Consider the following 23,710-nt stretch of genomic DNA (forward strand, 5'->3'; position numbering starts at 1 on the left):
TCGCTGACTCTGGCTATATATCGCGCCGGTACGTCAATGCCGTAATCTGCTCAGATACCAGCCCAATCAAGAAAACAATTACAGCCGCGCTCCAGAGAAGCGTACTCATGTTGGTAAGGCGACCGGCATGCATGAAAGTCCACGCATAATTGGCGCAACCCAACAAAAAAAACACTGCGCTCGCCGGCACAAACAGCTTCAACGGCGAATACAACGTCGCAATCTTGAAGATGATGAGTAGAAAACGCACCCCGTCGCGCAGTGGCTTGATATGGCTCTTGCCAACCCTCTGCGCCGCCTTGATCGGCAAATAAGTCACCGGATAAGCACTACGGAAGAACGCCATGGTGCTGGTGGTGGGGTAGCTGAAGCCATTGGGCAGCAGGTGGATGAATTCGCGGAATTTGTCTGCGCGCACGGCACGGAAACCAGAGGTCAGGTCAAGCACCGGGTGGCCGGTCATGCGGGTGGCCAGCCAGTTATAGAAAGTATTGGCGACGCCGCGACCGACACCGGCCTGGCTACCCCAGTCACGGGCGCCGACGACCATGTCGTAGCCTTCGTCCAGCTTGGACAGCAGGCGGGCGACATCGGCGGAGTCGTGTTGTCCATCGCCGTCCATGAATACGAGGATGTCGCCAGTGGCGGCGCGCGCGCCACGCTTGATCGCCGCGCCGTTGCCCATGGAGTACGGAGACGACAGGCATTCCACGCCAGCGGTGGCGCAAACTACACGGGTGTCATCCGTGGAACCATCGTCGACCACGATAATTTCGGCACCCGGCTGGGCTTCGCGCAGGCGTGGCAGCAGGTCGACCAGCGCCTGGGCCTCGTTCTTGGCGGGCAGAATGATGCTGAGACGGCTCAAACGATGACTCCCCTTGATGAACGGCGATCATAACGCGGGAGACGCCTTGGGAATGACAGGCCGTGGGCAAAATGGGGAATTACTGGCCCGACAAGGAATTCGGACGGGCCGCGTTGACTTGCCGTCCAAGTAGCCCTGCACCAGATCAGTGTCATCGTATTCGTCATCCAGGCGAGGGCCGGATCCCGTAGCGATCACGCCTGCTCGGGCCAGACAGTCACTGGATGACCAGACATTCGTCTGTTGAAAGGCACCTCCCGCCTGCGCACACTGCTGTCCGGGATATTTTCGGTTACTGGATTAGCCCCCTCCCTTGCCTGCAGGGGAAGGTGGGAAGGGGCGACGCTTTGATTTCCAAGTCAAAAGCACCCCTCCCCAGCCCTCCCCTGCGCGCAGGGGAGGAAGCCATCAGTCCGCCCGCCGAGGCATGCGGATAGCCTTTGCCGGACTCCATTCGCGGATCTTTGGTACAACCGCTTGATCGAACTCAACAAGTATTTCGGACAGTAGTGGACGAAGGCCGGTATCCAGCAGCGATCACGCCTGCTCAGGCCAGACAGTCACTGGATGACCAGACATTCGTCTGTTGTAAAGCACTTCCTGCCTTCGCAGGAATGACGAGCAAGGGCGTGGTGTCGATGCGCGCTGAGTATGATTGCGGATATTCAAAATTATTCCGGACAGCTCAGTGCGCCCACGCGGGAATGACGGTAGCTTTCGAGGCGCCTGAAGCGGGGTTTCCCGGGCATCTACGGCGTGTCCACGTGGCCGCTGTCAGTATTTCAGCCATGCAGGCGATTTCGGCCACCCGCGCCTCCGGGTATGTGCGGTAGATCGCACCTGGCGTGTGCCGCCCATGGCTTGCAGGCGGAATGTGCGGTAGATTTCCCCATAATTCAGGGGGCTGGGTCACTCTCATCATGTCGTCGCAACCGCAACCAACGCTGGTAGGCCTGTCAGGCATAGCCAGACGACTGGTGACTGAAGGGCTGATGCCCGAAAGCGACGTGCGTCAGGCCGTGGCCGATTCGGGCCAGCAGAAAGCCTCTCTGACCAACTGGCTGCTGGACCGCAACCTGGTCGACAGCATGGTGCTGACCCGGCTGGCATCGGTCGAGTTCGGCATGCCGATGATGGATGTTGCGTCCATCCCCCCGGCCAACATGCCGCTGAACCTGATCAGCGAGGCCCTGCTCAGCAAGCATCATGCCCTGCCCTTGCTCAAGCGTGGCAAGCGCCTGTACGTGGGCATCGCCGATCCGATGCAGTTGCACGCGCTGGACGAGATCAAGTTCCACTCCAACTGCATGGTGGAACCGATCCTGGTCGAGCGTAGCCAGCTCAATCGCGTGATCGAAAGCGCGATCAGCGCGATGAACAACGTCATGCCCGACCTGGGCAGCGACGAGCTGGACGAGTTGGCCCTCGAATCGGCTAGCGACGACGATGCACCATCCAGCGGTGTCGACGCCACCGGCGACGAGGCCCCGGTGGTGAAGTTCGTCAACAAGATTCTGGTGGACGCGATTCGCCGCGGCGCTTCGGACATCCACTTCGAGCCGTTCGAAAGCATGTACCGCGTCCGCCTGCGCATGGACGGCATGTTGCGCGCGGTGGCCAGCCCGCCGATGAAGCTGGCCAACCGCATTTCCTCGCGCCTGAAGGTGATGGCCGGTCTGGACATCGCCGAGCGCCGCGTGCCGCAGGATGGCCGCATCAAGCTCAATCTGTCCAAGAACCGCTCGATGGACTTCCGTGTCAGCTCGCTGCCCACGCTGTTCGGCGAAAAGATCGTGCTGCGTATCCTGGACAGCTCATCGGCCAAGCTGGGCATCGACAAGCTGGGCTATGAGGAGGAACAGAAGAAGCTCTACCTCGATGCCATCGCCAAGCCCTACGGCATGGTGCTGGTCACCGGCCCGACTGGTTCCGGCAAGACGGTGTCGCTGTACACCGCGCTGAACATCCTCAATACCAACGAGCGCAATATTTCCACCGTGGAAGACCCGGTGGAAATCCGTGTCGAAGGCATCAACCAGGTACAGCAGAACGTGAAGCGCGGCATGACCTTTGCCGCCGCGTTGCGTTCGTTCCTGCGCCAGGATCCGGACGTGATCATGGTCGGCGAAATCCGCGACCTGGAAACCGCCGAGATCGCGATCAAGGCAGCGCAGACCGGCCACATGGTGTTGTCCACCCTGCATACCAACGACGCCGCGCAAACCATCTCGCGCCTGATGAACATGGGCATCGCGCCGTACAACATTACCGCATCGGTCACTCTGATCATCGCCCAGCGCCTGGCCCGTCGGCTGCATCACTGCAAGAAGCCGATGGACTTGCCGCCACAGGTGCTGCTGGATGCGGGCTACAGCCAGGCAGACATCGACGCTGGCCTCACGATTTACGAGGCCGTGGGCTGCGACGAGTGCAACGAGGGTTACAAGGGCCGCGTGGGCATCTACCAGGTGATGCCGATGCTGGAAGATATCCAGAAGATCGTCCTGCAGGGTGGCAACGCCATGCAAATCGCCGAAGTGGCGCGCAAGGCCGGCATCAACGACCTGCGCGCCTCAGCGTTGAAGAAAGTGAAGGATGGGGTGACCAGCCTGGCCGAGATCGACCGGGTGACCAAGGATTGATGGATGCACGCCGAACTGACGGATACACGATCGACTGTAGGAGCGCACCCTGTGCGCGAAGATTTGGCACAGAGGTCCAGGCGAGCGTTTTTCGCGCACAGGGTGCGCTCCTACATGGCATCGCCGGGTTTCCGCGGGCTCCCGCGACGATGAAACTGAAAAGCGATAAAGGCCACGGATAGCCAAACTGCGATCAGGATCATGCCGAACTTGCGTTCAGCGGCACGAAACCGGACCAGGTTGTAACGTAAGCTGACATTTGCCCTGCCCGTCGGACAACCAAGACTGGGCTGGATCGGACCACTGGGGGGAACAAGCGCATGGCCACGGCTACCGCTACCGCAAAAAACGCTCACGCCGTCGGCGCCCAACGGGCCCAGGTCAGCCAGCTGACTCCGTACGACTGGATCGCGCTGGACAAGCGCGGCAAACGCATGAAAGGCACGATGCCAGCGAAGAATGCTTCGCTGGTGAAAGCCGAACTGCGCCGCCAGGGTATGAATCCGCAGACCGTGCGCGAGAAGTCCAAGCCACTGTTCGGCTCAAGCGGCAGCACGGTCAAACCCGGTGATGTCGCCATCTTCAGCCGTCAGATCGCCACCATGATGGCCTCCGGCGTGCCGATGATCCAGGCCTTTGACATCATCGCCGACGGCCAGAAAAACCCACGCTTCAAGAACATCCTCAACGATGTGAAGCAGGGCATCGAGGGCGGTCAATCGCTGCATGAATCGCTGGGACGCTACCCGGTGCAGTTCGACGAGCTGTACCGCAACCTGGTGCGCGCGGGCGAATCGGCCGGTGTGCTGGATACGGTGCTGGATACCGTGGCCACCTACAAGGAGCGCACCGAGGCAATCAAGAAGAAGATCAAGAAGGCCTTGTTCTACCCGATGATGGTGCTGGCCGTGGTGTTCATCGTCATCCTGATCATGCTGTTGTATGTGGTTCCCGTGTTTGCCCAAACCTTCCAGAGCGCGGGCGCGTCGCTGCCGGCACCGACCCAGTTGCTGCTGGATGCCTCGCATTTCATGCAGGGCTACTGGTACATCATCGTCGGCGTTATCGGCGGCAGCATTGCTGCGGTGGTCATCAGCAAGAAGCGTTCACCGAAATTCGCCCACTTCCTGGATCGGGTCGCGCTGAAGATGCCGGTCATGGGAAACATCGTGCGCAATTCGGCGATCGCGCGCTTCTCGCGCACGCTGGGCGTGACATTCCGGGCCGGCGTGCCGCTGGTCGAAGCGCTGGACGCCGTGTCCGGGGCCACCGGCAGCGTTGTCTATGGCGACGCCGTAAAGCAGATGCGCGACGACATCGCGGTGGGTCACCAGTTGCAGTTGGCGATGCGCCAGACCGGTCTGTTCCCCAACATGGTGGTGCAGATGACCGCGATCGGCGAGGAGTCCGGCGCGCTGGACAACATGCTGTTCAAGGTCGCCGAGTTCTATGAGGAAGAGGTCGGCAATGCCGTCGATACGCTGTCGACCTTGCTAGAACCGATCATCATGGTGGTGCTCGGCACCATCGTCGGCGGCATGGTGATCGCCCTGTACCTGCCGATCTTCAAGCTGGCAGGTACGTTCTAAGCCCATTGCCCACGTCTTCCTCCCGTAGGAGCGCACCCTGTGCGCGAACGCTCTTTGCCGGTTCCTGGCAACGGCTTTTCGCGCACAGGGTGCGCTCCTACCGGTAACACCGTACTCTTGATTGTTCCATTTGCAGCTTGATGCACATGCCCGACCTGCCCCTTACCGTCTGGATCATCTTCGCCGGCATCCTCGGCCTGCTGGTCGGCAGCTTTCTCAACGTGGTGATCCTGCGATTGCCGGAGCGCATGGCAGCCGAGTGGCGACGCGATGCGCGCGATGTGCTGGAGCTGGGCGATGACGCCGAGACGACGCCGCTGCCGCCGGGTATCGTGCGCGAACCGTCGCATTGCCCGCACTGCAAACACCCGCTGTCGGCGCTGGACAATATCCCGCTGTTCGGCTGGCTACTGCTGCGCGGACGCTGTCGCTACTGCAAGACCCACATCTCGATCCAGTATCCGCTGGTGGAGTTGCTGGGCGGCGTGCTCAGTGCCATCGTGGTGTGGAAGTTCGGCCCCACCTGGACGGCACTCGCCGGCCTGGTGTTCACCTGGGCGCTGATCGCGCTTTCAGGCATCGATTTCCGCACCCAGTTGCTGCCGGACCAGATCACCTTTCCGCTGCTCTGGCTGGGTTTGTTGCTGGCCTTGCTGCCGATGTTCGTGGCCGCGCCGGCGGCCATCATCGGCGCGGCGATCGGCTACCTCAGTTTGTGGAGTGTGTACTGGCTGTTCAAGCTGCTCACCGGCAAGGAAGGCATGGGCCACGGCGATTTCAAGCTGCTGGCTGCGCTGGGCGCATGGATGGGACCGCTGGCGCTGTTGCCGGTCATCCTGCTGTCCTCGTTGCTCGGCGCATTGGTTGGCGGCAGCCTGATTGCGCTGCGCAAGCACGAGCGTGAAATCCCCATGCCGTTCGGCCCATTCATTGCCGCCGCAGGCTGGGTCTGGTTTATCGCCGGACCGCAACTGCTGCACGCCTACATGCATCTCACCGGCTTGCGATGAACGCCACGCATCGTCCCGTCATCGCCCTCACTGGCGGCATTGCCGCGGGCAAGAGCACGGTGGAGCAGCGCTTCAGGGCGCATGACATCTGCGTCTACGATGCCGATCAGGCCGCACGCGAAGTGATCGAACCGGGCACTGACGGCTTGGCGCAAATCGTCGAAGCCTTCGGCCCCGAAGTGATTGGTACCGATGGCCGACTCGATCGCCCGGCGATGCGCCAGCGCATCTTCGCCGACCGCGAGGCACGCCACACCCTGGAAAGCATCGTCCACCCGCGCGTGCGGTTGTGGCTGCAGCAGCGCGCACTGGCCGACACCGGCCCCTATTGCATGCTGGCGATCCCGTTGCTGGCCGAGCATATCGGCCATTACCGCTGGACCGATCGGGTGCTGCTGGTGGACGTGGACGAAGCCACCCAGATCCGACGCCTGATGGCCCGCGACGATATCGACGAAACCCTCGCCCACCGCATCCTCGCCAACCAGGCCACCCGCGAACAGCGACTGGCCGTGGCCGACGACGTGATCGACAACAGTGGTGATCCGGCCATGCTGGATGCGCAGGTGGCGGCCTTGCACGAGCGCTATCTAGCGCTGGCCGCCAACGGCTGACCATACGCCCGAAAGTGTATGGAGATACCCCTGCTTGGGTAGGAGCGCACCCTGTGCGCGATGGCTTTTGACGCTCGACAACACCATCAGGCCATCGCGCACAGGGTGCGCTCCTACCTTAGGGTGTTGAACCTTTCACACCTGCCTGGCCATTGCACCCGCCCCGCCTTCGGAAACCCGCACCGACAGGGTAAACTTGCGATTCTTCAGTCTTCACGTGCAGCCAAATTCCCGATGTCCACTGATTCCGCCGCCAAGCCCGCCGCCGACGCCACCGCCGAGCCGCGCGACTTTGTCCGCCAGATTGTCCGCGACGACCTGGCCAGCGGCAGGCAGGCGGCCATCCGTACCCGCTTTCCGCCCGAGCCGAATGGTTACCTGCACATTGGCCACGCCAAGGCGATCTGCCTGAGCTTCGGCATCGCGCGCGAGTTCGGTGGCTGGTGCAACCTGCGCCTGGACGACACCAATCCGGGCAAGGAAAACCCCGAGTTCGTCGAGGGCATCAAGGAAGACGTGCGCTGGCTCGGCTACGACTGGCACGAACTGCGCCACGCCTCGGATTATTTCGAGGTGTTCTATCACGCCGCGATCAAGCTGATCGAGGACGGCGTGGCCTATGTCGACGACCTCGATGCCGAGCAGGTGCGTGCGTATCGCGGCACGCTCACCGAACCGGGCCGCAATTCGCCGTTCCGCGACCGCAGCGTGGCGGAGAACCTCGACCTGTTCCGGCGCATGCGTGCCGGTGAATTCGATGACGGCAGCAAGACGCTGCGCGCGAAGATCGACATGGCCGCGGGCAACATCAACCTGCGCGACCCGGCGCTCTACCGCATCCGCAAGGTCACCCACCAGAACACCGGCGACGCGTGGCCGATCTACCCGATGTACGACTTCGCCCATGCGTTGTCCGACGCGCTGGAAGGCATCACCCATTCGTTGTGCACGCTGGAGTTCGAGGATCATCGACCGCTGTACGACTGGTGCGTCGACAAGGTCGACCTGGCCCATCATCCCGAGCTGTGGCAGTCGTTGGTCGACGCCGGTCTGCCGACCACACCAGCCAAACCGCGCCAGATCGAATTCTCGCGGCTCAACCTCAGCTACTGCATCACCAGCAAGCGCAAGCTGGCCCAGCTGGTGAACGAGGGGCATGTCGACGGCTGGGACGATCCGCGCATGAACACCTTGCGCGGTCTGCGCCGCCGCGGTTTCACCCCGGCCGGCCTGCGCCTGCTGATCGAGCGCATCGGCATCTCCAAGCAGAACAGCGTGATCGATTACGCCGTGCTCGAAGGCTGTATCCGCGAAGATCTGGACGCCACCTCGCCGCGCCGCATGGCCGTGCTCGATCCGCTCAAGCTGGTCGTCACCAACCTGCCTGACGACCACGATGAAACGCTGGTATTCGCCAGCCATCCCAAGGACGAAAGCTTCGGCACCCGTGACGTGCCGTTCTCGCCGCAGCTGTGGATCGAGCGAGAGGACTTCGCCGAAGTGCCGCCCAAGGGCTTCAAGCGCCTGATCCCGGGTGGCGAAGTGCGCCTGCGTGGCGTGGGCATCGTGAAGTGCGAGGACGTGATCAAGGACGCCGACGGCCACGTGACCGAGCTGCATGTCACGCTGGACCCGGAATCGCGCCACGGCCTTCCCGGCGCCGACCGCAAGGTGAAAGGCACCATCCACTGGGTCAGCGCGAAGCAGGCCGTGGAGGCCGAAGTGCGCCTGTACGACCGCCTGTTCAGCGTGCCGGCGCCGGACGACGAGAGCGACGGCCAGCCGTGGACGGCGCACATCAACCCCGAGGCCAAGCGCATCACGCGTGGCTGGCTGGAGCCGGCTGCAGCAAGCGCCGCGCCGGAACAGCGCTTCCAGTTCGAGCGCATCGGCTACTTCGTGGCCGACCGCGTCGACCATCGCCCCGGCGCGCCGGTGTTCAATCGCATCGTGACCTTGCGCGACACCTGGGCGAAACAGGCCGGGGCGTAATCCGATGTCGATGCTGCCGACCCAGATCCACCTCACCCTGCCGCCCTGGATCGGCGAGGTGGCCGACACCCGCAAGCGTTACCTCACCGACGAGGAACGCGTGGGGTTGGCGATCGAGCTTTCGCGGCGCAATATCGCCCACGGCAGCGGCGGCCCGTTCGGGGCTGCGGTGTTCGACGAACACGGCCGCCTGATCGCCGCCGCGTCAAACCGGGTGGTACCGCAAACCTGCTCCGTGGCGCATGCCGAGATGCTCGCCTACATGGCCGCCCAGCAGCGGTTGTCCAGCTTTCGCCTCAACGAACAGGGCGGCCACTACACCCTCGCCACCAGCGCCCAGCCGTGTTGCCAGTGCTATGGCGCCACCGTGTGGGCCGGCGTCGATGCGTTGCTGATCGGCGCCCGTTCAGAGGATGTGGAAGAGCTCACCGAGTTCGACGAAGGTCCGCTGCCAGCAGACTGGATCGGCGAACTGGAGCGCCGCGGCATCGCGGTGCGTCGCGACATCCTGCGCGACGAGGCACGCGCCGTCCTGGCCGAATACGGCGCCAGCGGAACCCCCTATTGAAGCGCCTGCGCGCCGCGCTGCCGCTGCTGCTGCTGATACTGGCCGGCATCGTGTTGTTCGCCTCCGGGGCGTTCGCGCGCCTGCATCCTGAACATCTGGTGGCCCATCAGCGCGAGCTGCACACGCAGATCATCGAACACCCCTGGCTGAGCCGACTGGTTTATGTCGGCGTCTTGACCCTGGCCACGGCCACCGGCGTTCCGGGCACCATCGTGGTGATCCTCGCCGGTGGCTTCGCCTTTGGCGTGGTCGACGGCACCCTGACCTCATCGGCAGGGCTGACCATGGGGTCGCTGATCCTCTACCTGGCCAGCCGTTACGCCTTCGGCAGCGGCAGCAAACACCCCCCGGCCATCGTCGCGAAACTGCACCACGGCTTCGAACGCCACCCGGTCAGCTACACGCTGTTCCTGCGCTTCGTGCCGGTGGTGCCATTCGGGCTGGTGACGGTGAGCCTGGCGTGGCTGCGCTGTCGGCTATGGCTGTTCCTCGGCGCCACCTGGCTCGGCGGCACCACCATGCTGGTCTTCGAAACCTCGATCGGTGCCGGGCTGGGCAAGGCGCTGAGCCAGGGCGAGCGAATCGGCCCGCACATGCTGATGCATAGCGATGTGCTGTGGCCGCTGGGTGCCATTGCCCTGCTCGCGCTGCTGCCGCTGCTGATCGAATATATCGCCCGCCGCTGGCGCTCGACGCACCACTGAATCACGACGCAGTACCCGCACGTGCGCAGAAAGCGCATGTCGCGCCCATAAAAAACCCGCAGGGCTTGCACCATGCGGGTGAGGTCTTGGTGGGCCGTCCGAGACTCGAACTCGGGACCAATAGATTAAAAGTCTACTGCTCTACCAACTGAGCTAACGGCCCTTGCATCAAGGCAAGCCGGTGATTTTATGGGTTGCGCGCCGATGGCACAAGCCAGGACATGTTCAGACGTAGCGCGTCGGATCGACAAGGCCCGCTTCACTGAAGCCCTGCGCGCGCAAGCGGCAGGCATCGCAATGACCGCAGGCACGGCTCTGCGCGTCGGCCTGGTAGCAGCTCACGGTCTGTGCGAAGTCGACACCAAGCCGCGTGCCTTCGCGTGCGATGTCGGCCTTGCTCATCGCCATCAGCGGTGCACGGATACGGATACCCGCACCTTCCACGCCGGCCTTGGTGGCGAGGTTGGCGAGCTTTTCGAAGGCCTCGATGAAGGCCGGCCGGCAGTCGGGGTAGCCGGAATAATCCACGGCGTTGACGCCACACCAGATCTCGGCTGAACCCAGCACTTCGGCCCAGCCCAGCGCGATGGACAACATGATGGTGTTGCGCGCCGGCACGTAGGTCACCGGAATCTCGCTCTGGCCGGCGGCATCCAGCGGCACGTCGATGTCGGCGGTAAGCGCCGAGCCACCGATGCTGCGCAGGTCCACCTGCACCACCTTGTGCTCGACCGCGCCCAACAGGTGCGCAACGCGCTCGGAGGCTTCCAGTTCGGAGCTGTGGCGTTGGCCATAGGCCACGCTGAGCGCGTGCACCTGATAGCCCTGCTCGCGCGCAATGGCGATGACGACGGCCGAGTCCATGCCGCCGGAGACGAGCACGACGGCCTTGCGAGGCGTGGTTTCAGACATGATTTTGCATCCACTTGCAGTACGGCCGGTCACCGGCCGGGAAAGCGCATGCGGCGACACAGGCCGCAGCGCGTCAGGCTCCCTCCCCTGCTCGCAGGGGAGGGTTGGGGAGGGGTGCTTTCCGGTCGGGAAAAGCTTTACCCCCTCCCGACCTTCCCCTGCAAGCAGGGGGAGGAGGAGAACATCAATGCCCCGCCGCGTCATCCCACAGCAGCTTGTGCAACTGCAACTGGAAGCGCACGGGCAGCTTGTCTTCGATGATCCACTCGGCCAGCTCGCGCGGCTGCACTTTGCCCCAGACCGGCGAGAACAGCACCATGCAGCGACGATCCAGCGCGTGTTCGGCAACGACGCCGCGCGCCCACTCGTAGTCGGCGCGGCTGGCAATCACCACCTTCACCTGGTCGTGCGGCAGCAGATGCTCAAGGTTCGACCACAGGTTGCGCGCGCTTTCGCCGGAATCGGGGGCCTTCAGGTCCATCACCTTGTGCACGCGCGGGTCGACGGCGGAAACATCCAGCGCGCCGGAGGTTTCCAGCGACACCCGGTAGCCCGCGTCGCACAGGCGCTGCAGCAGGATCAGGCAGCGTTTCTGCGCCAATGGCTCGCCGCCGGTGACGCAGACACGCGGCGCACCGTGCGAAGTCACTTCGGCGAGGATGTCGTCGATATCGCGCCAGCCACCACCATGGAAGGCGTATTCGGTATCGCACCACACACAACGCAATGGACAACCGGTAAGGCGCACGAACACGGTGCGCCAGCCGATCGCATCGGCCTCGCCCTGGATCGAGTGGAAGATCTCGGTGATGCGCAGGCGTTCGCCCACGGCGGATGTCGGCGCGTCGGGCGCCATGGTTTCACTGCTACCGACCATGACCGACCCTCAATGCGCCTGGTCGAGGCGACGCAGGCGTTCCTGGGCCAGGCTGGCGGCCTTGGTACCCGGGTATTTGGCGACGACCGATTTCAGCGTGGCCTCGGCCGCGGCATGCTGCTTGAGCTCAAGCTGGGTATAGCCGAGCTTGAGCCGCGCATCGGGCGCCTTTTCGCTGTCCGGGAATTGCGCCAGCAGGTGCTGGAACGCTTCCAGTGCCACCGGATAGTTCTGGGTGACGTAGTACGACTCGCCCAGCCAGTAGAAGGCATTCGGGGTCAGCGAGGTATCCGGGTATTTCTGGATGTAATCGCGGAAACCGCGCGAAGCGGCCACGTAGTCGCCGCCACGCAACGATTTGAATGCGGCGCCGTAGGCGGCCTGCATGGTGGCGTTGGCGGGCGTGGGTGCGGGTGTACCTTGGCTGGCCGCGGAAGCGCTGCCGGCCGCGGGCGGCGGGCTGGCAGTAGCCGCGGCAGCGGCTCCGGTCGACGCAGCATGGGCGGGTTGGCCCGCCGGGTTTGGCGAGGCGCTCGCATGCTCAAGACGCCCGATGCGGGAGTCCAGATCCACGTATTGCGCCTTGCCCTTGTCCTGGAGATCCTGCAACTGATGCTGCAGTTCCTCGATCTGGCCTTGCATCTGCTGCATCTGCGATTGCATCTGCTGCAGGCGATTGACCAGGCTGGTGCCGCTCTGGTCGCGATTCTGCGCCTGCTGCTCAAGCCGGGCGACCCGGTCGGCGAGGCTCAGCGGCGAGTTCTGTGCGTGGAGCGGCCCGACAAACAGCACGGCGGACGCTATCGCGCCCGCCGTGCCGATCCTGGCCATGAAACGTTTAGCCAGTATTTGCTTCATTACTCAGCCGTGTAGACGATCTCGACGCGACGGTTCTTGCTCCAGCAATCCTCGTTGTGCTCACGGCACACGGGCTTTTCCTTGCCGTAGCTGATCACGTTGATCTGGCTGGACGACGCGCCATTGGCTTCCAGAGCGCTGCCCACGGCATTGCCGCGACGCTCGCCGAGGCCCAAGTTGTACTCGCGGGTGCCACGCTCGTCGGTGTTGCCTTCAAGGCGCATGCGAGCGGTCGGGCGATCCTGCAGGTACTTGGCGTGGCACGCCATGATCTGCTGGAATTCCGGCTTGATCTCGGACTTGTCGAAATCGAAATACACGACGCGCTGACGCAGGCAGGCATCGGTATTGAGATCGGCAGGGGTGTACTTGCCATTGCTCTGGGGAGCCGGAGCCTGGGCAGTCTGCTCGGGAGCAGGTGCTTGCGGCTTGACTTCCTGCTTCTTGGCACATGCGGCCGCGCCAACGCAAAGCAGGGCGACCAGAGCGACGCGAACGGTCTTATTCATGGTGACGTTCCTTCAAACGGGTTTGAGATCCGACAGTCGATGACGATTGCGGTTACGGGACAACCATCGCCGGTGGTCCGGCTGTTGTTTTATTTTGACACCTTTAACTGTGCAGATCGCGCGATGTCTTGCCACAACCTGCACGACCGGCCACGACGAAACCGCCGTGGCCCGACAACCGGGGACGCTTTGAACGGCCTCGGGCCCCTCCTTAGGTCACCCGGTGACAGCTTGCAATCGCTGTCACCGAGCCTGATTCAATGCGTCCGGTATGGTCCCCAGGCCGGTTCGCGCACGTCGCCATCGGAAAGCACGAGACGCTGCCTGACCATGCCGTCGTCCGAAACGGCGTAGAGCACACCATGATTGCCTTCGCTGGAGGCATACAGCAGCATGCTTGCATTCGGCGCGAAACTCGGTGATTCGTCCAGCGGACCAGGCGAGATGTAGCGGATCTGGCCGCCCAGACTCTGGTCCATTATCGCAATACGATACACGTTCCCGTTGGCCTGCACCATGGCGATCTGCTTGCCGTCGTAGCTGACGTCGCAATCGTAGTTGCTCTGGCCCTGGAAGGTGACCCGGGTGGGCGTGCCACCGGTCGCCGGCATCTTGTAGATCTGCGGCCGACCGGAACGGTCGGAGGTGAAGTAGATGCTCTGGCCGTCCGGCGACCACACCGGCTCGGTGTCGATCGCAAGATTATGAGTCAGGCGGGTTTCCTGGTGGTTGGCCAGGTTCATCACGAAGATCTCGGGATTGCCCACGTAGGAAAGCGACATGGCCAGTTTGGTGCCATCCGGCGACCACGCCGGCGCGCCATTGATGCCCTTGGCGCGGCCGGATACCAGGGTGCGTGCACCGGTGGTGATGTCCTGCACGTAGATCGCCGAATTGCCGCTTTCGAAGGACACGTAGGCGATCTTGTTGCCGTCGGGCGACCAGCGCGGGGTCAGCAGCGCTTCGTGTGAGCGGGCCACCACCTGCGGGTTGTAGCCATCCGAATCGGCCACGATCAGCGAATAGGTGGTGTGATTGCCCAGCCCCACCGCTGTGATGTAGGCGATGCGCGTCCAGAACGCGCCGCGCACGCCGGTGATCTTCTGGTAGATCTGGTCGGCGATCTGGTGCGCCACGCTGCGCAGGTCACCCACCGGAGCCGGCGGCATCTGCTGGTGCAGCAGGCTTTGCTGCTTGTTCACGTCCCACAGTTCGTACTCGACCTGCACCTTGCCGTCGCCGGCATTGGTGATGCGGCCGACCACGATGTAGTCCTGCTTGAGCAAGCGCCAGGTGGCGAACTTGATCTCCGAGCCCTGCGTCGGCTGTTCGACGATCTCGCTCTTGGCCAGCGAGCGGAACTTGCCGGAGCGGTTGAAATCGTTGCGCATCACGTCGGCCACATCGGTCGGCAACGCGGCGCCGGCGGGCTGTGCGAACGGCACCACCACGATCGGCGTGGCGGTCTTCAGGCCGCCGACGATATCGACATTGAGCGACTGCGCTGCCGCAGGACCCGCAAGAAGCGCCGCCACCGCCATCAGGACGAAGGCAAATAGTGAACTGGGTTTATGCATGGGCTTGATTATTGCGGCATGAAAGTGAGGGTTATGTCGCGACGGAAAACACTTTCGAAGCCCTTGTAGGGCAGCGTCTTGGTGCGCAACACGGCATTTTCGATCGATCGCCTGCCCACGTCGTCATACGGGCAACTGGAATCGACAGTAGCACTCATCACCTCGCCCCCCGGTAACTGCACGATATGAACCTTGCACGGAACATTGGGCATGTTATCCGGACGTAACCAGTTCGGGGTGACTGCGTTCTGAATCGCCGCACCGTACTGGTCCAGCAGCGCGGTGTGATCGCTGTTGGTGCCGCTCTGCCGCTGGGCGGCGTTCGGCAGGTCCGCCTGGCCGTTGTCCTTGGCATTCTTGAGGTCCGCCAGCTGCTGCTTGGCCTGGCGCGCCTTACTGTCCAGCTGATGGGTCTGGCGCGAGGCGGCATCCATCTTGGCGAACAGTTCGTCCACCTTCTTCAGCTCGGCCTTGCGCTTGGCCGCCTGGGCGTCCAGCTCGGCTTGGCGCTGGCGCTCCTTCTGCTGCTGCACGCGCTGCTCTTCGGCCTTCTGCAGGCCCTGCTCGACCACGCGCTCCTGGTCTTTCACGTCCGGATGCTCGGGCGGCGGCGGCAAGGTCTTGATCTTGGGTGCAGGCGTCGGCGGCGGGGTCGGCGGCTTCACCGTGGGCGGTGGCGGCACGGTATGGGGGATCGGCTTGGCCTTGCTGGCCTTCGGCGGCGGGCTGCCGGTCGGCCCCATCAGCGTGGCCTCGATCACCGGGCCCTGCAGTTCCAGCGGCCGGGAACAGGTGATCGGGTTCATCCAGCGCGGCAGATGCAGGGCATCGAAGAAACTTTCATAGCTGGCGCACGGCAGCATCGCGAGGAACAGGAACCCCACGATGCCCAGATGCAGGACGGCGGAGACCACCACCGCCATCGGAGTCGAACTACGGTCGCGCATTCGGCTTGCCCGACTCCGGCGTGCTCATCAGGCCGACCTTGGACACGCCGGCCTGCTGCAGGTCGGTCAAGGCCTGGTAGACCCCGTTGTATTTGCCGGACTGGTCACCGGCCACCAGTACGCTGATGTCCGGGTTCTGCTTCACGATGGCGCCGATCTCGACCTTGAGCTGGTCGGCACTGACCGACTCACAGTCCTTGTCTTTCTTGATGCAAAAGTTGCCGTCGTGATCGACTTCCACGATCAAAGGCTCATTCTTGGTGTGCAGGGCCTTGGCGTCGGCCTGCGGCAGGTTGACGTCGACGCTGGCGTTGATCATCGGCGTGGTGACCATGAAGATGATCAGCAGCACCAGCATCACGTCGATATACGGCACGACGTTGATCTCGGACTTCAGCTTGTAGCGCTTGTGGCGCCGCGATGTTCGCGGGGTACGCATGGTGGTCGTCCCCGCTCAGGCCGCGTCGTCGGACTGGATCTGCCGCTGCAGCACGGAGGAGAACTCCTCCTGGAACACGTCGTAACGCGAAGCCACGCGCTCCACCTTGTTGGCGTAGCGGTTGTAGGCCCACTGCGCGGGAATGGCGGCGAACAGGCCCATGGCGGTGGCGATCAGCGCCTCGGAGATGTGCGGCGCGACCACGGCAATGGTCACGCTCTTGATCTCGCCCAGGCCCTGGAACGCGCCCATGATGCCCCACACCGTGCCGAACAGGCCCACGTAGGGGCTGATCGAACCGACGTTGGCGAGGAATTCCAGGTTGCGCTCCAGCAGGCCGACCTCGCGGGTCACGGTGACCTGCATCGCCCGCTCGGCGCCCTCGATCACCAGTCGCGAATCGGGGGTGCGGCGCTGGCGCTGGCGCGCGAACTCGCGGAAGCCGGACTCGAAGATGTTCTCCATGCCGCCGTTGTCGGCGCCGCGGTTGCTCACCTCGCGGAACAGCTGGGCCAGGTCGGCGCCCGACCAGAAACGCTCCTCGAACGACTCGGCATTCTCCATCGCCGCCTTCATCTGCGAGTACTTGCGCACGATGATGACCCACGACATGAAGGAGAACACCAGCAGTACCAGCAGCACCAGCTTTACCGGCCAGCTCGAATCCGCGATCAACGCGAAAATGTTCAATCCACTGTTCATTGCCTGAGGGTGCTCCGCCGCAAGAAAAAATTGAGGGCCCGAAAGAAACTCGGAAAACCGTTCTAGTGATCGAGCCCGGGAATCGCATCGGCCGGAATGCGTACCGGCTGCATGCGCCGAACATCCACGCATGCCACCCGCACTTGCGCGCGAAGCAGCGGCGTACCGTCGGCCCGAAAGATCGTCTGGGCGAACAGGATACTGGCAGCGCGCCGTTCTTTGACCTCCACCGTCACCTGCAGTTCATCGTCCAGCAGGGCAGCGTGCAGGAAGTCCAGCTGCATCTCGCGCACCATGAAGGCCAGTCCGGTGGCCTCTTTCAGCGCCATCTGGTTCACGCCCAAGGCGCGCAGCCACTCGCTGCGGGCCCGCTCCAGGAAGCACAGGTAGCTGGCGTGATAGACCACGCCGCCGGCATCGGTATCTTCCCAGTAGACCCGGACGGGCCAGGTGAAAGGAACGTGGTCGGAAGCGACAGGAGGCATGGGCGGAACCGGCAGGGAAACGGAAGTGAGTGAAGAGAAGTGAGGAGTGAGAGATCGGCGGAGTGGATTTTCTCTCACTTCTCACTTCTCTGCCCTCACTCCCCAGTCTCGGGGCCGAACAGGTCGACCGGCTGGGGCTGCCGCGGAGGTGGCACCAGCCCCAGATGGCGCCAGGCCTTGGCGCTGGCCATGCGGCCCCGCGCGGTACGGACCAGGAAGCCCTGCTGGATCAGGTACGGCTCGACCACGTCTTCCAGCGTACCGCGATCCTCGCTGAGCGCGGCAGCCAGCGACTCCACGCCGACCGGGCCGCCGTCGAAATTCTCGATGATGATGGCCAGCAGGCGGCGATCCAGCTCGTCGAAACCCTCGGCGTCCACTTTCAACATGCCCATGGCCGCCCGCGCGGCTTCCAGCGTGATGCGGCCATCGGCGCGCACTTCGGCGTAATCACGGACCCGGCGCAGCAGGCGGTTGGCGATGCGCGGCGTGCCGCGCGAGCGACGGGCGATTTCCTGGGCGCCTTCCGCCGCGCAATCGATGCCGAGGATACGCGCCGAGCGGCGCACGATCGCGGCCAGTTCGTCAGTCGAATAGAACTCCAGCCGCTGCACGATGCCGAAACGGTCGCGCAGCGGCGCGGTGAGCAGGCCGGCACGGGTGGTCGCGCCGATCAGGGTGAACGGCGGCAAGTCCAGCTTGATCGAGCGCGCGGCCGGGCCCTCGCCGATCATGATGTCGATCTGGAAATCCTCCATCGCCGGATAGAGCACCTCCTCGACCACTGGCGACAGGCGGTGGATCTCGTCCACGAACAGCACGTCGTGCGGTTCCAGGTTGGTCAGCAACGCGGCCAGATCGCCGGCGCGCTCCAGCACCGGGCCGGAAGTGGAGCGCACGCTGACGCCCAGTTCATTGGCAATGACGTGGCTGAGCGTGGTCTTGCCCAGTCCGGGTGGCCCGAAGATCAGCACGTGATCGAGCGCCCCGCCGCGTTTCTTCGCCGCCTCGATATAGATCGACAGCTGCTCGCGCACGGCCTGCTGGCCCAGGTATTCGGCCAGCCGCTTCGGACGGATGGATGCTTCCAGCGCCTCGTCGTCGAGCTGGGTGTCCGGCGTGATGATGCGGTGGTCGGTCATGGCGCCATTATGAGGCCATGAGCGAGGAGTGAGGGAAGAGAAGTGAGGAGTGAGAGAACGCGAAAGCCTGGCCAGGTGCAAGCTTTTCTCTCACTTCTCACTCCTCCACTCACTTCTCAGATCTCAACCTGCGCTCCCAACTCGATCAACCGGTTGCCGGGGATCTGGAAGAAGGCCGTCGCCGGCAGCGCGTTGCGCGCCATGAACACGAACAGCTTGTCGCGCCACAGCGCCATGCCCGGGCGCCGCTTGTCGGCAACGACGGTCTCGCGCGACAGGAAGAACGTGGTATCCATCATGTCGAACGGCAGCCCGGCCCGCGCGCATTGCGACAGCGACAGCGGCACGTTCGGGTCCTCGGCAAAGCCGAAGCGCAGCTCCAGACGGTAGAACTCGCCACCCAGCGACTCGACCCGCAGATGTTCCGTGGCGTCGGCCATCGGCGTATCCAGCACCTCCACCGTCAGCAGCACGTTGCGCTCGTGCAACACCTTGTTGTGCTTGAGATTGTGCAGCAAGGAATGGGGCACCGACGCCTGGTTGGCGGTAAGGAACACGGCCGTGCCCGGCACGCGCAGCGGCGGGTGCTCGCTGATGTTCTCGATGAACGGCGCCAGCGCCAGTCCACCCTGCCGGATTCCGCGCACCACCAGTTCGCGCCCCCTGCGCCAGGTGGTCATCAGCACGAACACACCCAGTCCCAGCACCAGCGGGAACCAGCCGCCGTGGTCGACCTTGATCAGGTTGGCGCCAAAGAACGACAGGTCGATCGTCAGCAGCACCGCCCCCACCAACACGACCACGACGCCGTTCCAGTGCCACTGGCGGCGTGCCACCACCAGGGCCAGCAGGGTGGTGATCGCCATCGTGCCGGTCACCGCAATGCCATACGCTGCGCTGAGGCTGTCCGAACTGCGGAAGCCGACCACCGCCAGCAGCACCATGACCAGCAGGAAACTGTTGACCCAGGGCACGAACACCTGGCCGGACATCTCGCGCGAGGTGTGCACCACCGGCATGCGCATCGAATAACCCAGCGACATCGCTTCGCGCGTCATCGAGAACGCACCGGAAATCACCGCCTGCGAGGCGATCACCGCCGCCGCCGTGGCCAGCCCGATCATCGGGTACAACAACGCGTGCGGCACGATCTTGAAGAACGGATTGTCCACCGCCGCCGGATGTTCCAGCAGCATGGCGCCCTGGCCGAAATAGTTGAGCACCAGCGCCGGCAGCACGAAGCCGAACCACGCCAGCCGGATCGGCCGTTTCCCGAAATGGCCCATGTCGGCATACAACGCCTCGGCGCCGGTCAACGCCAGCACCACGCCACCCAGCGAAATGAAGGCCTGCAATCCATGCGTGTGGAAAAAGCGCACCCCGTACCAGGGATCCAGCGCCCACAGTACTTCCGGGTTGCGCACGATCATGCGCACGCCGAATACGGCGATCGCCACGAACCAGAGCACCATCACCGGGCCGAATATCCGGCCGACCCGCGCCGTGCCGTAACGCTGCATCGCGAACAGCAGCAGCAATACCGCCACCGTCACCGGCACCACCCAATGCGCCATGCCCGGAGCGGCCACCTTCACGCCTTCGACAGCGCCGAGCGTGGTGATCGCCGGCGTGATCACGCCGTCACCGTAGAACAAGGCCGCGCCGAAGATGCCCAGCGTCAACAGCACCCAGCGCAAGCGCGGTTGCTCGCGCACGCAGCGCTGCGCCAGTGCCATCAGCGCCATGATGCCGCCTTCGCCCTTGTTGTCGGCGCGCATGATGAACACCATGTATTTCAGCGACACCACGATGATCTGTGCCCAGAAGATCAGCGACAGCACGCCGAAGATGCTCGCCGGCGTTGGCCGCATGCCGTCGTGGCTCAACGTGGTCTGCAAGGTGTAGAGCGGGCTGGTGCCGATATCGCCGTAAACCACGCCGATCGCGCCCAAAGCGAGCGCGGCAAGACGCGGATGCGACTGGCTGGCGGACTTGTCGAGAGTGGACATGAAGGTGGGCTTGGCGGGACGCGTGAAAAAGCGGGGAGTGAGTGAAGAGGAGTGAGAAGTGAGAGAAGGCGGTAAATCCCGCAGGCTTTCTCTCACTCCTCACTCCTCTTACCTCACTTCTGGACTTCTAGATTTCCACCTGCGCACCCAGCTCGATCAGCCGGTTGCCAGGAATCTGGAAGAAGGCTGTGGCGGGTAACGCATTACGCGACAGGAAGGCGAACAGCTTGTCGCGCCACAGCGCCATGCCGGGGCGCCGCGCATCGGCCACGATATTCTCGCGCGACAGGAAGAAGGTGGTGTCCATCATGTCGAACGGCAGCCCGCCGCGCGCGCATTGCGACAGCGCCAAGGGCACGTTCGGGTCCTCGGCAAAGCCGAAGCGCAACTCCAGGCCGTAGAACTCGCCACCCAGATCCTCGATCTTGATGCGTTCCTCCGAATCGGCCACCGGCGTTTCCAGTACTTCCACCGTCAACAGCACGTTACGCTCGTGCAACACCTTGTTGTGCTTGAGGTTGTGCAGCAATGCGTGCGGCACCGCCTCCTGGTTGGCGGTAAGAAACACCGCCGTGCCCGGCACGCGCAGCGGCGGATGCTCGCTGATGTTCTCGATGAACGGCGCCAACGCCAAACCGCCCTGCTTGATCTCGCGCACCACCAGCTCACGGCCGCGGCGCCAGGTGGTCATCATCACGAACATCGCCAGGCCCAGCACCAGCGGGAACCAGCCGCCGTCGGGAATCTTCAGCGTGTTGGCGCCAAAGTAGCTGAGGTCGATGGTGAGCAGCACGATCGCGGTCAGGATCACCACCGCGCGGTTCCAGTGCCACATGCGCCGCGCCACGATCATGGTCAGCGTGGTATCGATCGCCATCGTGCCGGTCACCGCGATGCCATAGGCGCCGGCCAGCGCGTTGGACGAACCGAAGAAGATGACGGTAAGGATCACCGTGATCATCAGCGAGCGGTTCACCCACGGCAGGAAGATCTGCCCGATCGCCTCGCGCGAGGTGTGCACCACCTGCATGCGCGGCACGAAACCCAGTTGGATCGCCTGCCGCGTCACCGTGAACGCGCCGGAGATCACCGCCTGCGAAGCGATCACCGTGGCCAGCGTGGCCAGCGCGATCATCGGGTACAGAGCCCAGCCCGGCACCGCGTGATAGAACGGATTGGCGATCGCCTCGGGATGCGCCAGCAGCAGCCCGCCCTGCCCGTAGTAATTGAGCAGCAAGGCCGGCATCACGAAGCCGAACCACGCGGCACGGATCGGGAAACGGCCGAAATGGCCCATGTCGGTATACAGCGCCTCGGCGCCGGTGACGCACAGCACTACCGAACCCAGCGCGAGGATCGAGGTGCGGCCGTGGGTCATGAAGAACTCCACCGCGTACCACGGGTTCAGCGCCCGCAACACGCCCGGCGCCTGGAAGATGTTCCACACGCCGATCGCACCGAGGCTCAAGAACCACAACACCATCACCGGGCCGAACAGCGCGCCCACCTTGGCGGTGCCATGGCGCTGCAGCCAGAACAATCCCAGCAGCACGGCCACCGTGACCGGCACCACCAGATGCTCCATCTGTGGCGCAGCCACCTTCACGCCTTCCACCGCCGACAGCACCGAAATGGATGGGGTAATCACGCCATCGCCAATGAACAGCGCCGCGCCCAGCACCGCCATCAGCACCACCAGCCGGCGCATGTGCACGGAGCTGCCGCTGGCGCGCTGGGCCAGGGCCATCAAGGCCATGATGCCGCCCTCGCCCTTGTTGTCGGCGCGCATCACCAGGCTGACGTACTTCACCGCCACCACCATGATCAGCGACCAGGTGACCAGCGACAGAATGCCCAGCACCGTGCTCGGATACGGATGCAGGCCGTGCTCGGGCAGGAAGGTTTCGTGCATGGTGTACAGCGGGCTGGTGCCGATGTCGCCGAACACCACGCCGACCGCGCCGAGAATCAATGCCTTCTTGCTGCCGTGCAGGACGTCGCCATCACTGGCGGCCTGCGCCGGCTGGTCCGTCTTTGCCTGTTCGCTCATGGGTATCCCGTGGCTCAGGTGCCGAGTGCGGCACGCAATGCCTTGCGAATGATGGTTTCGGCGCTGTCGCCATCGGCGGCGACCTTCTGCACCAAGCGGGTGACCTCGACCGGCTTGTAGCCGAGTTGCTGCAATGCCACGGTGGCTTCGCCGGCCGCGTCCAGTGGCGCGCCGGCGGGCATGCCGGAAGCGCCGGGCAGGCTCGTGGCCATGCCTTCCACGCGATCGCGCAATTCCACCACGATGCGTTCGGCGGTCTTCTTGCCGATCCCGGGGATCTTGGTCAGCGCGACCACGTCGCCGGCCTGCACCAGTCGCGCGAAATGCTCGGTGGATACGCCGGACAACACCGCCAGCGCGATCTTCGCGCCGATGCCCGAGACCTTCAGCAGGCTGCGGAACAACACGCGCTCGCCCTCGCGCAGGAAGCCGTACAGCGTCACGCTGTCTTCCTTCACCGCGTGATGGGTAAGCAGGATCACTTCCTGACCAATACCCGGCAGGTCGTAGATGGTGGACATCGGCGCTTCCACTTCGTAGCCGACGCCGCCCACCTCCACCAGCAAGGCTGGTGGCTGCTTCGACAGCAGCGTACCGCGCAGCCGGCCGATCATCGGCCGCGCCTCCAGGCCGTGCGCGGAATGCCCACGCGGCCCAGGCTGGCGCGCGTATGCGCGTGCGTCACCGCGATCGCGAGCGCGTCGGCAGCGTCGGCCTGCAACGGGCCTTTCAGGCTGAGCAGCACGCCGATCATGTGTTGCACCTGGCTTTTGTCGCCACGACCGCTGCCCACTACCGCCTGCTTCACTTCCGTCGCTGCGTATTCGTGCACCACGATCCCCTGGCTGACCACCGCGCAGATCGCGGCCCCGCGTGCCTGCCCCAGCTTCAGGGCCGAATCGGCATTGCGCGCCATGAAAACGCGCTCGATGCCGCACTCGTCCGGCCGATGAGCGCCGATGATGTCACTCAGTTCGTCAAAAATGCGTTTCAGGCGCAGCGGAAAGCTGGCTTCGCCCGCCACGACCAGCGCCGCATGGAAGACATGCGTCAGCTTGCCGCGCTCGTCCACGTCGAGGATGCCCACCCCGGTGCGCTGGCTGCCGGGATCGATGCCGATGATGCGTGCGGCCCGGGGCATGGACACGGCGGGCGCGATGGGAGACGACATCTTCATGGTCCAGTCGGATGCGTGACGGGAAACGGGGCCATGCAG

General features: G+C 64.0%; 22 protein-coding genes and 1 tRNA gene. 7 read left to right on the plus strand and 16 right to left on the minus strand.

Annotation, left to right across the window (positions count from 1 at the left end):
• Nucleotides 1-13 precede the first annotated feature (13 nt).
• Nucleotides 14-868: a glycosyltransferase family 2 protein gene (locus AB7849_RS12685; protein WP_008210265.1), complete on the minus strand. Its 855-nt coding sequence runs from the start codon at nt 866-868 to the stop codon at nt 14-16.
• A gap of 920 nt (nt 869-1,788) precedes the next feature.
• Here AB7849_RS12685 and pilB point away from each other — a divergent pair.
• From pilB to AB7849_RS12720, 7 genes are all read left to right on the plus strand, one after another.
• Complete coding sequence (gene pilB / locus AB7849_RS12690) at nt 1,789-3,510, plus strand: type IV-A pilus assembly ATPase PilB (protein WP_008210266.1); 1,722 nt, start codon at nt 1,789-1,791, stop codon at nt 3,508-3,510.
• Between the two features lie 320 nt (nt 3,511-3,830).
• Nucleotides 3,831-5,099 carry a type II secretion system F family protein gene (locus AB7849_RS12695; protein WP_008210267.1) on the plus strand — a complete coding sequence of 423 codons (1,269 nt, stop codon included), beginning with the start codon at nt 3,831-3,833 and terminating at the stop codon, nt 5,097-5,099.
• 146 nt (nt 5,100-5,245) lie between these two features.
• Nucleotides 5,246-6,109: a prepilin peptidase gene (locus tag AB7849_RS12700; protein ID WP_037099265.1), complete on the plus strand. Its 864-nt coding sequence runs from the start codon at nt 5,246-5,248 to the stop codon at nt 6,107-6,109.
• Nucleotides 6,106-6,723, plus strand: a complete 618-nt coding sequence (gene coaE, locus AB7849_RS12705) for a dephospho-CoA kinase (RefSeq protein ID WP_008210269.1) — start codon at nt 6,106-6,108, stop codon at nt 6,721-6,723. The genes AB7849_RS12700 and coaE overlap by 4 nt, the downstream gene beginning before the upstream one ends.
• Before the next feature lie 234 nt (nt 6,724-6,957).
• On the plus strand, nt 6,958-8,715 hold the full coding sequence (locus AB7849_RS12710; RefSeq protein ID WP_008210270.1) for a glutamine--tRNA ligase/YqeY domain fusion protein: 1,758 nt from the start codon (nt 6,958-6,960) through the stop codon (nt 8,713-8,715).
• Nucleotides 8,716-8,725: 10 nt separating this feature from the next.
• Nucleotides 8,726-9,283, plus strand: coding sequence for a nucleoside deaminase (locus tag AB7849_RS12715; protein WP_092702837.1), 558 nt, complete (start codon nt 8,726-8,728; stop codon nt 9,281-9,283).
• Entirely contained in the window at nt 9,280-9,987 is a 708-nt protein-coding gene (locus AB7849_RS12720; protein ID WP_008210272.1) for a TVP38/TMEM64 family protein, read from the plus strand. The genes AB7849_RS12715 and AB7849_RS12720 overlap by 4 nt, the downstream gene beginning before the upstream one ends.
• Before the next feature lie 87 nt (nt 9,988-10,074).
• Here the strand turns inward: AB7849_RS12720 and AB7849_RS12725 are convergent.
• The 15 genes from AB7849_RS12725 to ruvC all read right to left on the minus strand — a co-directional run bounded on the left by AB7849_RS12725 (nt 10,075) and on the right by ruvC (nt 23,635).
• Nucleotides 10,075-10,150 (minus strand) — tRNA-Lys (locus tag AB7849_RS12725).
• Between the two features lie 62 nt (nt 10,151-10,212).
• On the minus strand, nt 10,213-10,899 hold the full coding sequence (gene queC / locus AB7849_RS12730) for a 7-cyano-7-deazaguanine synthase QueC (RefSeq protein WP_008210274.1): 687 nt from the start codon (nt 10,897-10,899) through the stop codon (nt 10,213-10,215).
• 184 nt (nt 10,900-11,083) lie between these two features.
• On the minus strand, nt 11,084-11,755 hold the full coding sequence (queE, locus tag AB7849_RS12735; RefSeq protein ID WP_008210276.1) for a 7-carboxy-7-deazaguanine synthase QueE: 672 nt from the start codon (nt 11,753-11,755) through the stop codon (nt 11,084-11,086).
• A gap of 30 nt (nt 11,756-11,785) precedes the next feature.
• Nucleotides 11,786-12,634, minus strand: a complete 849-nt coding sequence (gene ybgF, locus AB7849_RS12740; RefSeq protein ID WP_369501125.1) for a tol-pal system protein YbgF — start codon at nt 12,632-12,634, stop codon at nt 11,786-11,788.
• Nucleotides 12,634-13,143 (minus strand): peptidoglycan-associated lipoprotein Pal, encoded by a 510-nt coding sequence (gene pal, locus AB7849_RS12745; RefSeq protein WP_008211303.1) that lies wholly within the window; start codon nt 13,141-13,143, stop codon nt 12,634-12,636. Before pal ends, ybgF begins: the two co-directional genes overlap by 1 nt.
• Nucleotides 13,144-13,400: 257 nt before the next feature.
• The gene (gene tolB / locus AB7849_RS12750) at nt 13,401-14,720 is read right to left on the minus strand and encodes a Tol-Pal system beta propeller repeat protein TolB (RefSeq protein WP_037099727.1); all 1,320 of its coding nucleotides are present in this window, start codon (nt 14,718-14,720) and stop codon (nt 13,401-13,403) included.
• A gap of 8 nt (nt 14,721-14,728) precedes the next feature.
• Entirely contained in the window at nt 14,729-15,667 is a 939-nt protein-coding gene (gene tolA, locus AB7849_RS12755) for a cell envelope integrity protein TolA (protein WP_037099724.1), read from the minus strand.
• Complete coding sequence (gene tolR, locus AB7849_RS12760; protein ID WP_008211296.1) at nt 15,654-16,106, minus strand: protein TolR; 453 nt, start codon at nt 16,104-16,106, stop codon at nt 15,654-15,656. Before tolR ends, tolA begins: the two co-directional genes overlap by 14 nt.
• Before the next feature lie 15 nt (nt 16,107-16,121).
• Nucleotides 16,122-16,808, minus strand: coding sequence for a protein TolQ (gene tolQ, locus AB7849_RS12765; RefSeq protein WP_008211294.1), 687 nt, complete (start codon nt 16,806-16,808; stop codon nt 16,122-16,124).
• A 62-nt stretch (nt 16,809-16,870) separates the two neighbouring features.
• Nucleotides 16,871-17,293 (minus strand): tol-pal system-associated acyl-CoA thioesterase, encoded by a 423-nt coding sequence (gene ybgC / locus AB7849_RS12770; RefSeq protein WP_008211293.1) that lies wholly within the window; start codon nt 17,291-17,293, stop codon nt 16,871-16,873.
• A gap of 95 nt (nt 17,294-17,388) precedes the next feature.
• On the minus strand, nt 17,389-18,435 hold the full coding sequence (gene ruvB, locus AB7849_RS12775; RefSeq protein ID WP_008211291.1) for a Holliday junction branch migration DNA helicase RuvB: 1,047 nt from the start codon (nt 18,433-18,435) through the stop codon (nt 17,389-17,391).
• A 116-nt stretch (nt 18,436-18,551) separates the two neighbouring features.
• A complete protein-coding gene (locus AB7849_RS12780) occupies nt 18,552-20,444 on the minus strand; it encodes a potassium transporter Kup (RefSeq protein WP_008211290.1) in 1,893 nt (630 codons plus the stop codon).
• 127 nt (nt 20,445-20,571) lie between these two features.
• On the minus strand, nt 20,572-22,494 hold the full coding sequence (locus tag AB7849_RS12785) for a potassium transporter Kup (RefSeq protein WP_369501126.1): 1,923 nt from the start codon (nt 22,492-22,494) through the stop codon (nt 20,572-20,574).
• Nucleotides 22,495-22,508: 14 nt separating this feature from the next.
• Entirely contained in the window at nt 22,509-23,108 is a 600-nt protein-coding gene (gene ruvA / locus AB7849_RS12790; protein WP_008211287.1) for a Holliday junction branch migration protein RuvA, read from the minus strand.
• Nucleotides 23,105-23,635: a crossover junction endodeoxyribonuclease RuvC gene (gene ruvC, locus AB7849_RS12795; protein WP_008211285.1), complete on the minus strand. Its 531-nt coding sequence runs from the start codon at nt 23,633-23,635 to the stop codon at nt 23,105-23,107. The genes ruvA and ruvC overlap by 4 nt, the downstream gene beginning before the upstream one ends.
• Nucleotides 23,636-23,710: the final 75 nt, after the last annotated feature.

It is taken from the genome of Rhodanobacter sp. FW021-MT20 (assembly GCF_041107475.1).
GTDB lineage: Bacteria > Pseudomonadota > Gammaproteobacteria > Xanthomonadales > Rhodanobacteraceae > Rhodanobacter_A > Rhodanobacter_A glycinis.

Bases quoted from the DNA above. Each gene is read 5' to 3' on its own strand.
- pilB (WP_008210266.1), top strand. From the start codon at position 1,789: ATGTCGTCGCAACCGCAACCAACGCTGGTAGGCCTGTCAGGCATAGCC.
- AB7849_RS12695 (WP_008210267.1), top strand. From the start codon at position 3,831: ATGGCCACGGCTACCGCTACCGCAAAAAACGCTCACGCCGTCGGCGCC.
- AB7849_RS12700 (WP_037099265.1), top strand. From the start codon at position 5,246: ATGCCCGACCTGCCCCTTACCGTCTGGATCATCTTCGCCGGCATCCTC.
- coaE (WP_008210269.1), top strand. From the start codon at position 6,106: ATGAACGCCACGCATCGTCCCGTCATCGCCCTCACTGGCGGCATTGCC.
- AB7849_RS12710 (WP_008210270.1), top strand. From the start codon at position 6,958: ATGTCCACTGATTCCGCCGCCAAGCCCGCCGCCGACGCCACCGCCGAG.
- AB7849_RS12715 (WP_092702837.1), top strand. From the start codon at position 8,726: ATGCTGCCGACCCAGATCCACCTCACCCTGCCGCCCTGGATCGGCGAG.
- queC (WP_008210274.1), bottom strand. From the start codon at position 10,899: ATGTCTGAAACCACGCCTCGCAAGGCCGTCGTGCTCGTCTCCGGCGGC.
- queE (WP_008210276.1), bottom strand. From the start codon at position 11,755: ATGGCGCCCGACGCGCCGACATCCGCCGTGGGCGAACGCCTGCGCATC.
- ybgF (WP_369501125.1), bottom strand. From the start codon at position 12,634: ATGAAGCAAATACTGGCTAAACGTTTCATGGCCAGGATCGGCACGGCG.
- pal (WP_008211303.1), bottom strand. From the start codon at position 13,143: ATGAATAAGACCGTTCGCGTCGCTCTGGTCGCCCTGCTTTGCGTTGGC.
- tolB (WP_037099727.1), bottom strand. From the start codon at position 14,720: ATGCATAAACCCAGTTCACTATTTGCCTTCGTCCTGATGGCGGTGGCG.
- tolA (WP_037099724.1), bottom strand. From the start codon at position 15,667: ATGCGCGACCGTAGTTCGACTCCGATGGCGGTGGTGGTCTCCGCCGTC.
- tolR (WP_008211296.1), bottom strand. From the start codon at position 16,106: ATGCGTACCCCGCGAACATCGCGGCGCCACAAGCGCTACAAGCTGAAG.
- tolQ (WP_008211294.1), bottom strand. From the start codon at position 16,808: ATGAACAGTGGATTGAACATTTTCGCGTTGATCGCGGATTCGAGCTGG.
- ybgC (WP_008211293.1), bottom strand. From the start codon at position 17,293: ATGCCTCCTGTCGCTTCCGACCACGTTCCTTTCACCTGGCCCGTCCGG.
- ruvB (WP_008211291.1), bottom strand. From the start codon at position 18,435: ATGACCGACCACCGCATCATCACGCCGGACACCCAGCTCGACGACGAG.
- AB7849_RS12780 (WP_008211290.1), bottom strand. From the start codon at position 20,444: ATGTCCACTCTCGACAAGTCCGCCAGCCAGTCGCATCCGCGTCTTGCC.
- AB7849_RS12785 (WP_369501126.1), bottom strand. From the start codon at position 22,494: ATGAGCGAACAGGCAAAGACGGACCAGCCGGCGCAGGCCGCCAGTGAT.
- ruvA (WP_008211287.1), bottom strand. From the start codon at position 23,108: ATGATCGGCCGGCTGCGCGGTACGCTGCTGTCGAAGCAGCCACCAGCC.
- ruvC (WP_008211285.1), bottom strand. From the start codon at position 23,635: ATGCCCCGGGCCGCACGCATCATCGGCATCGATCCCGGCAGCCAGCGC.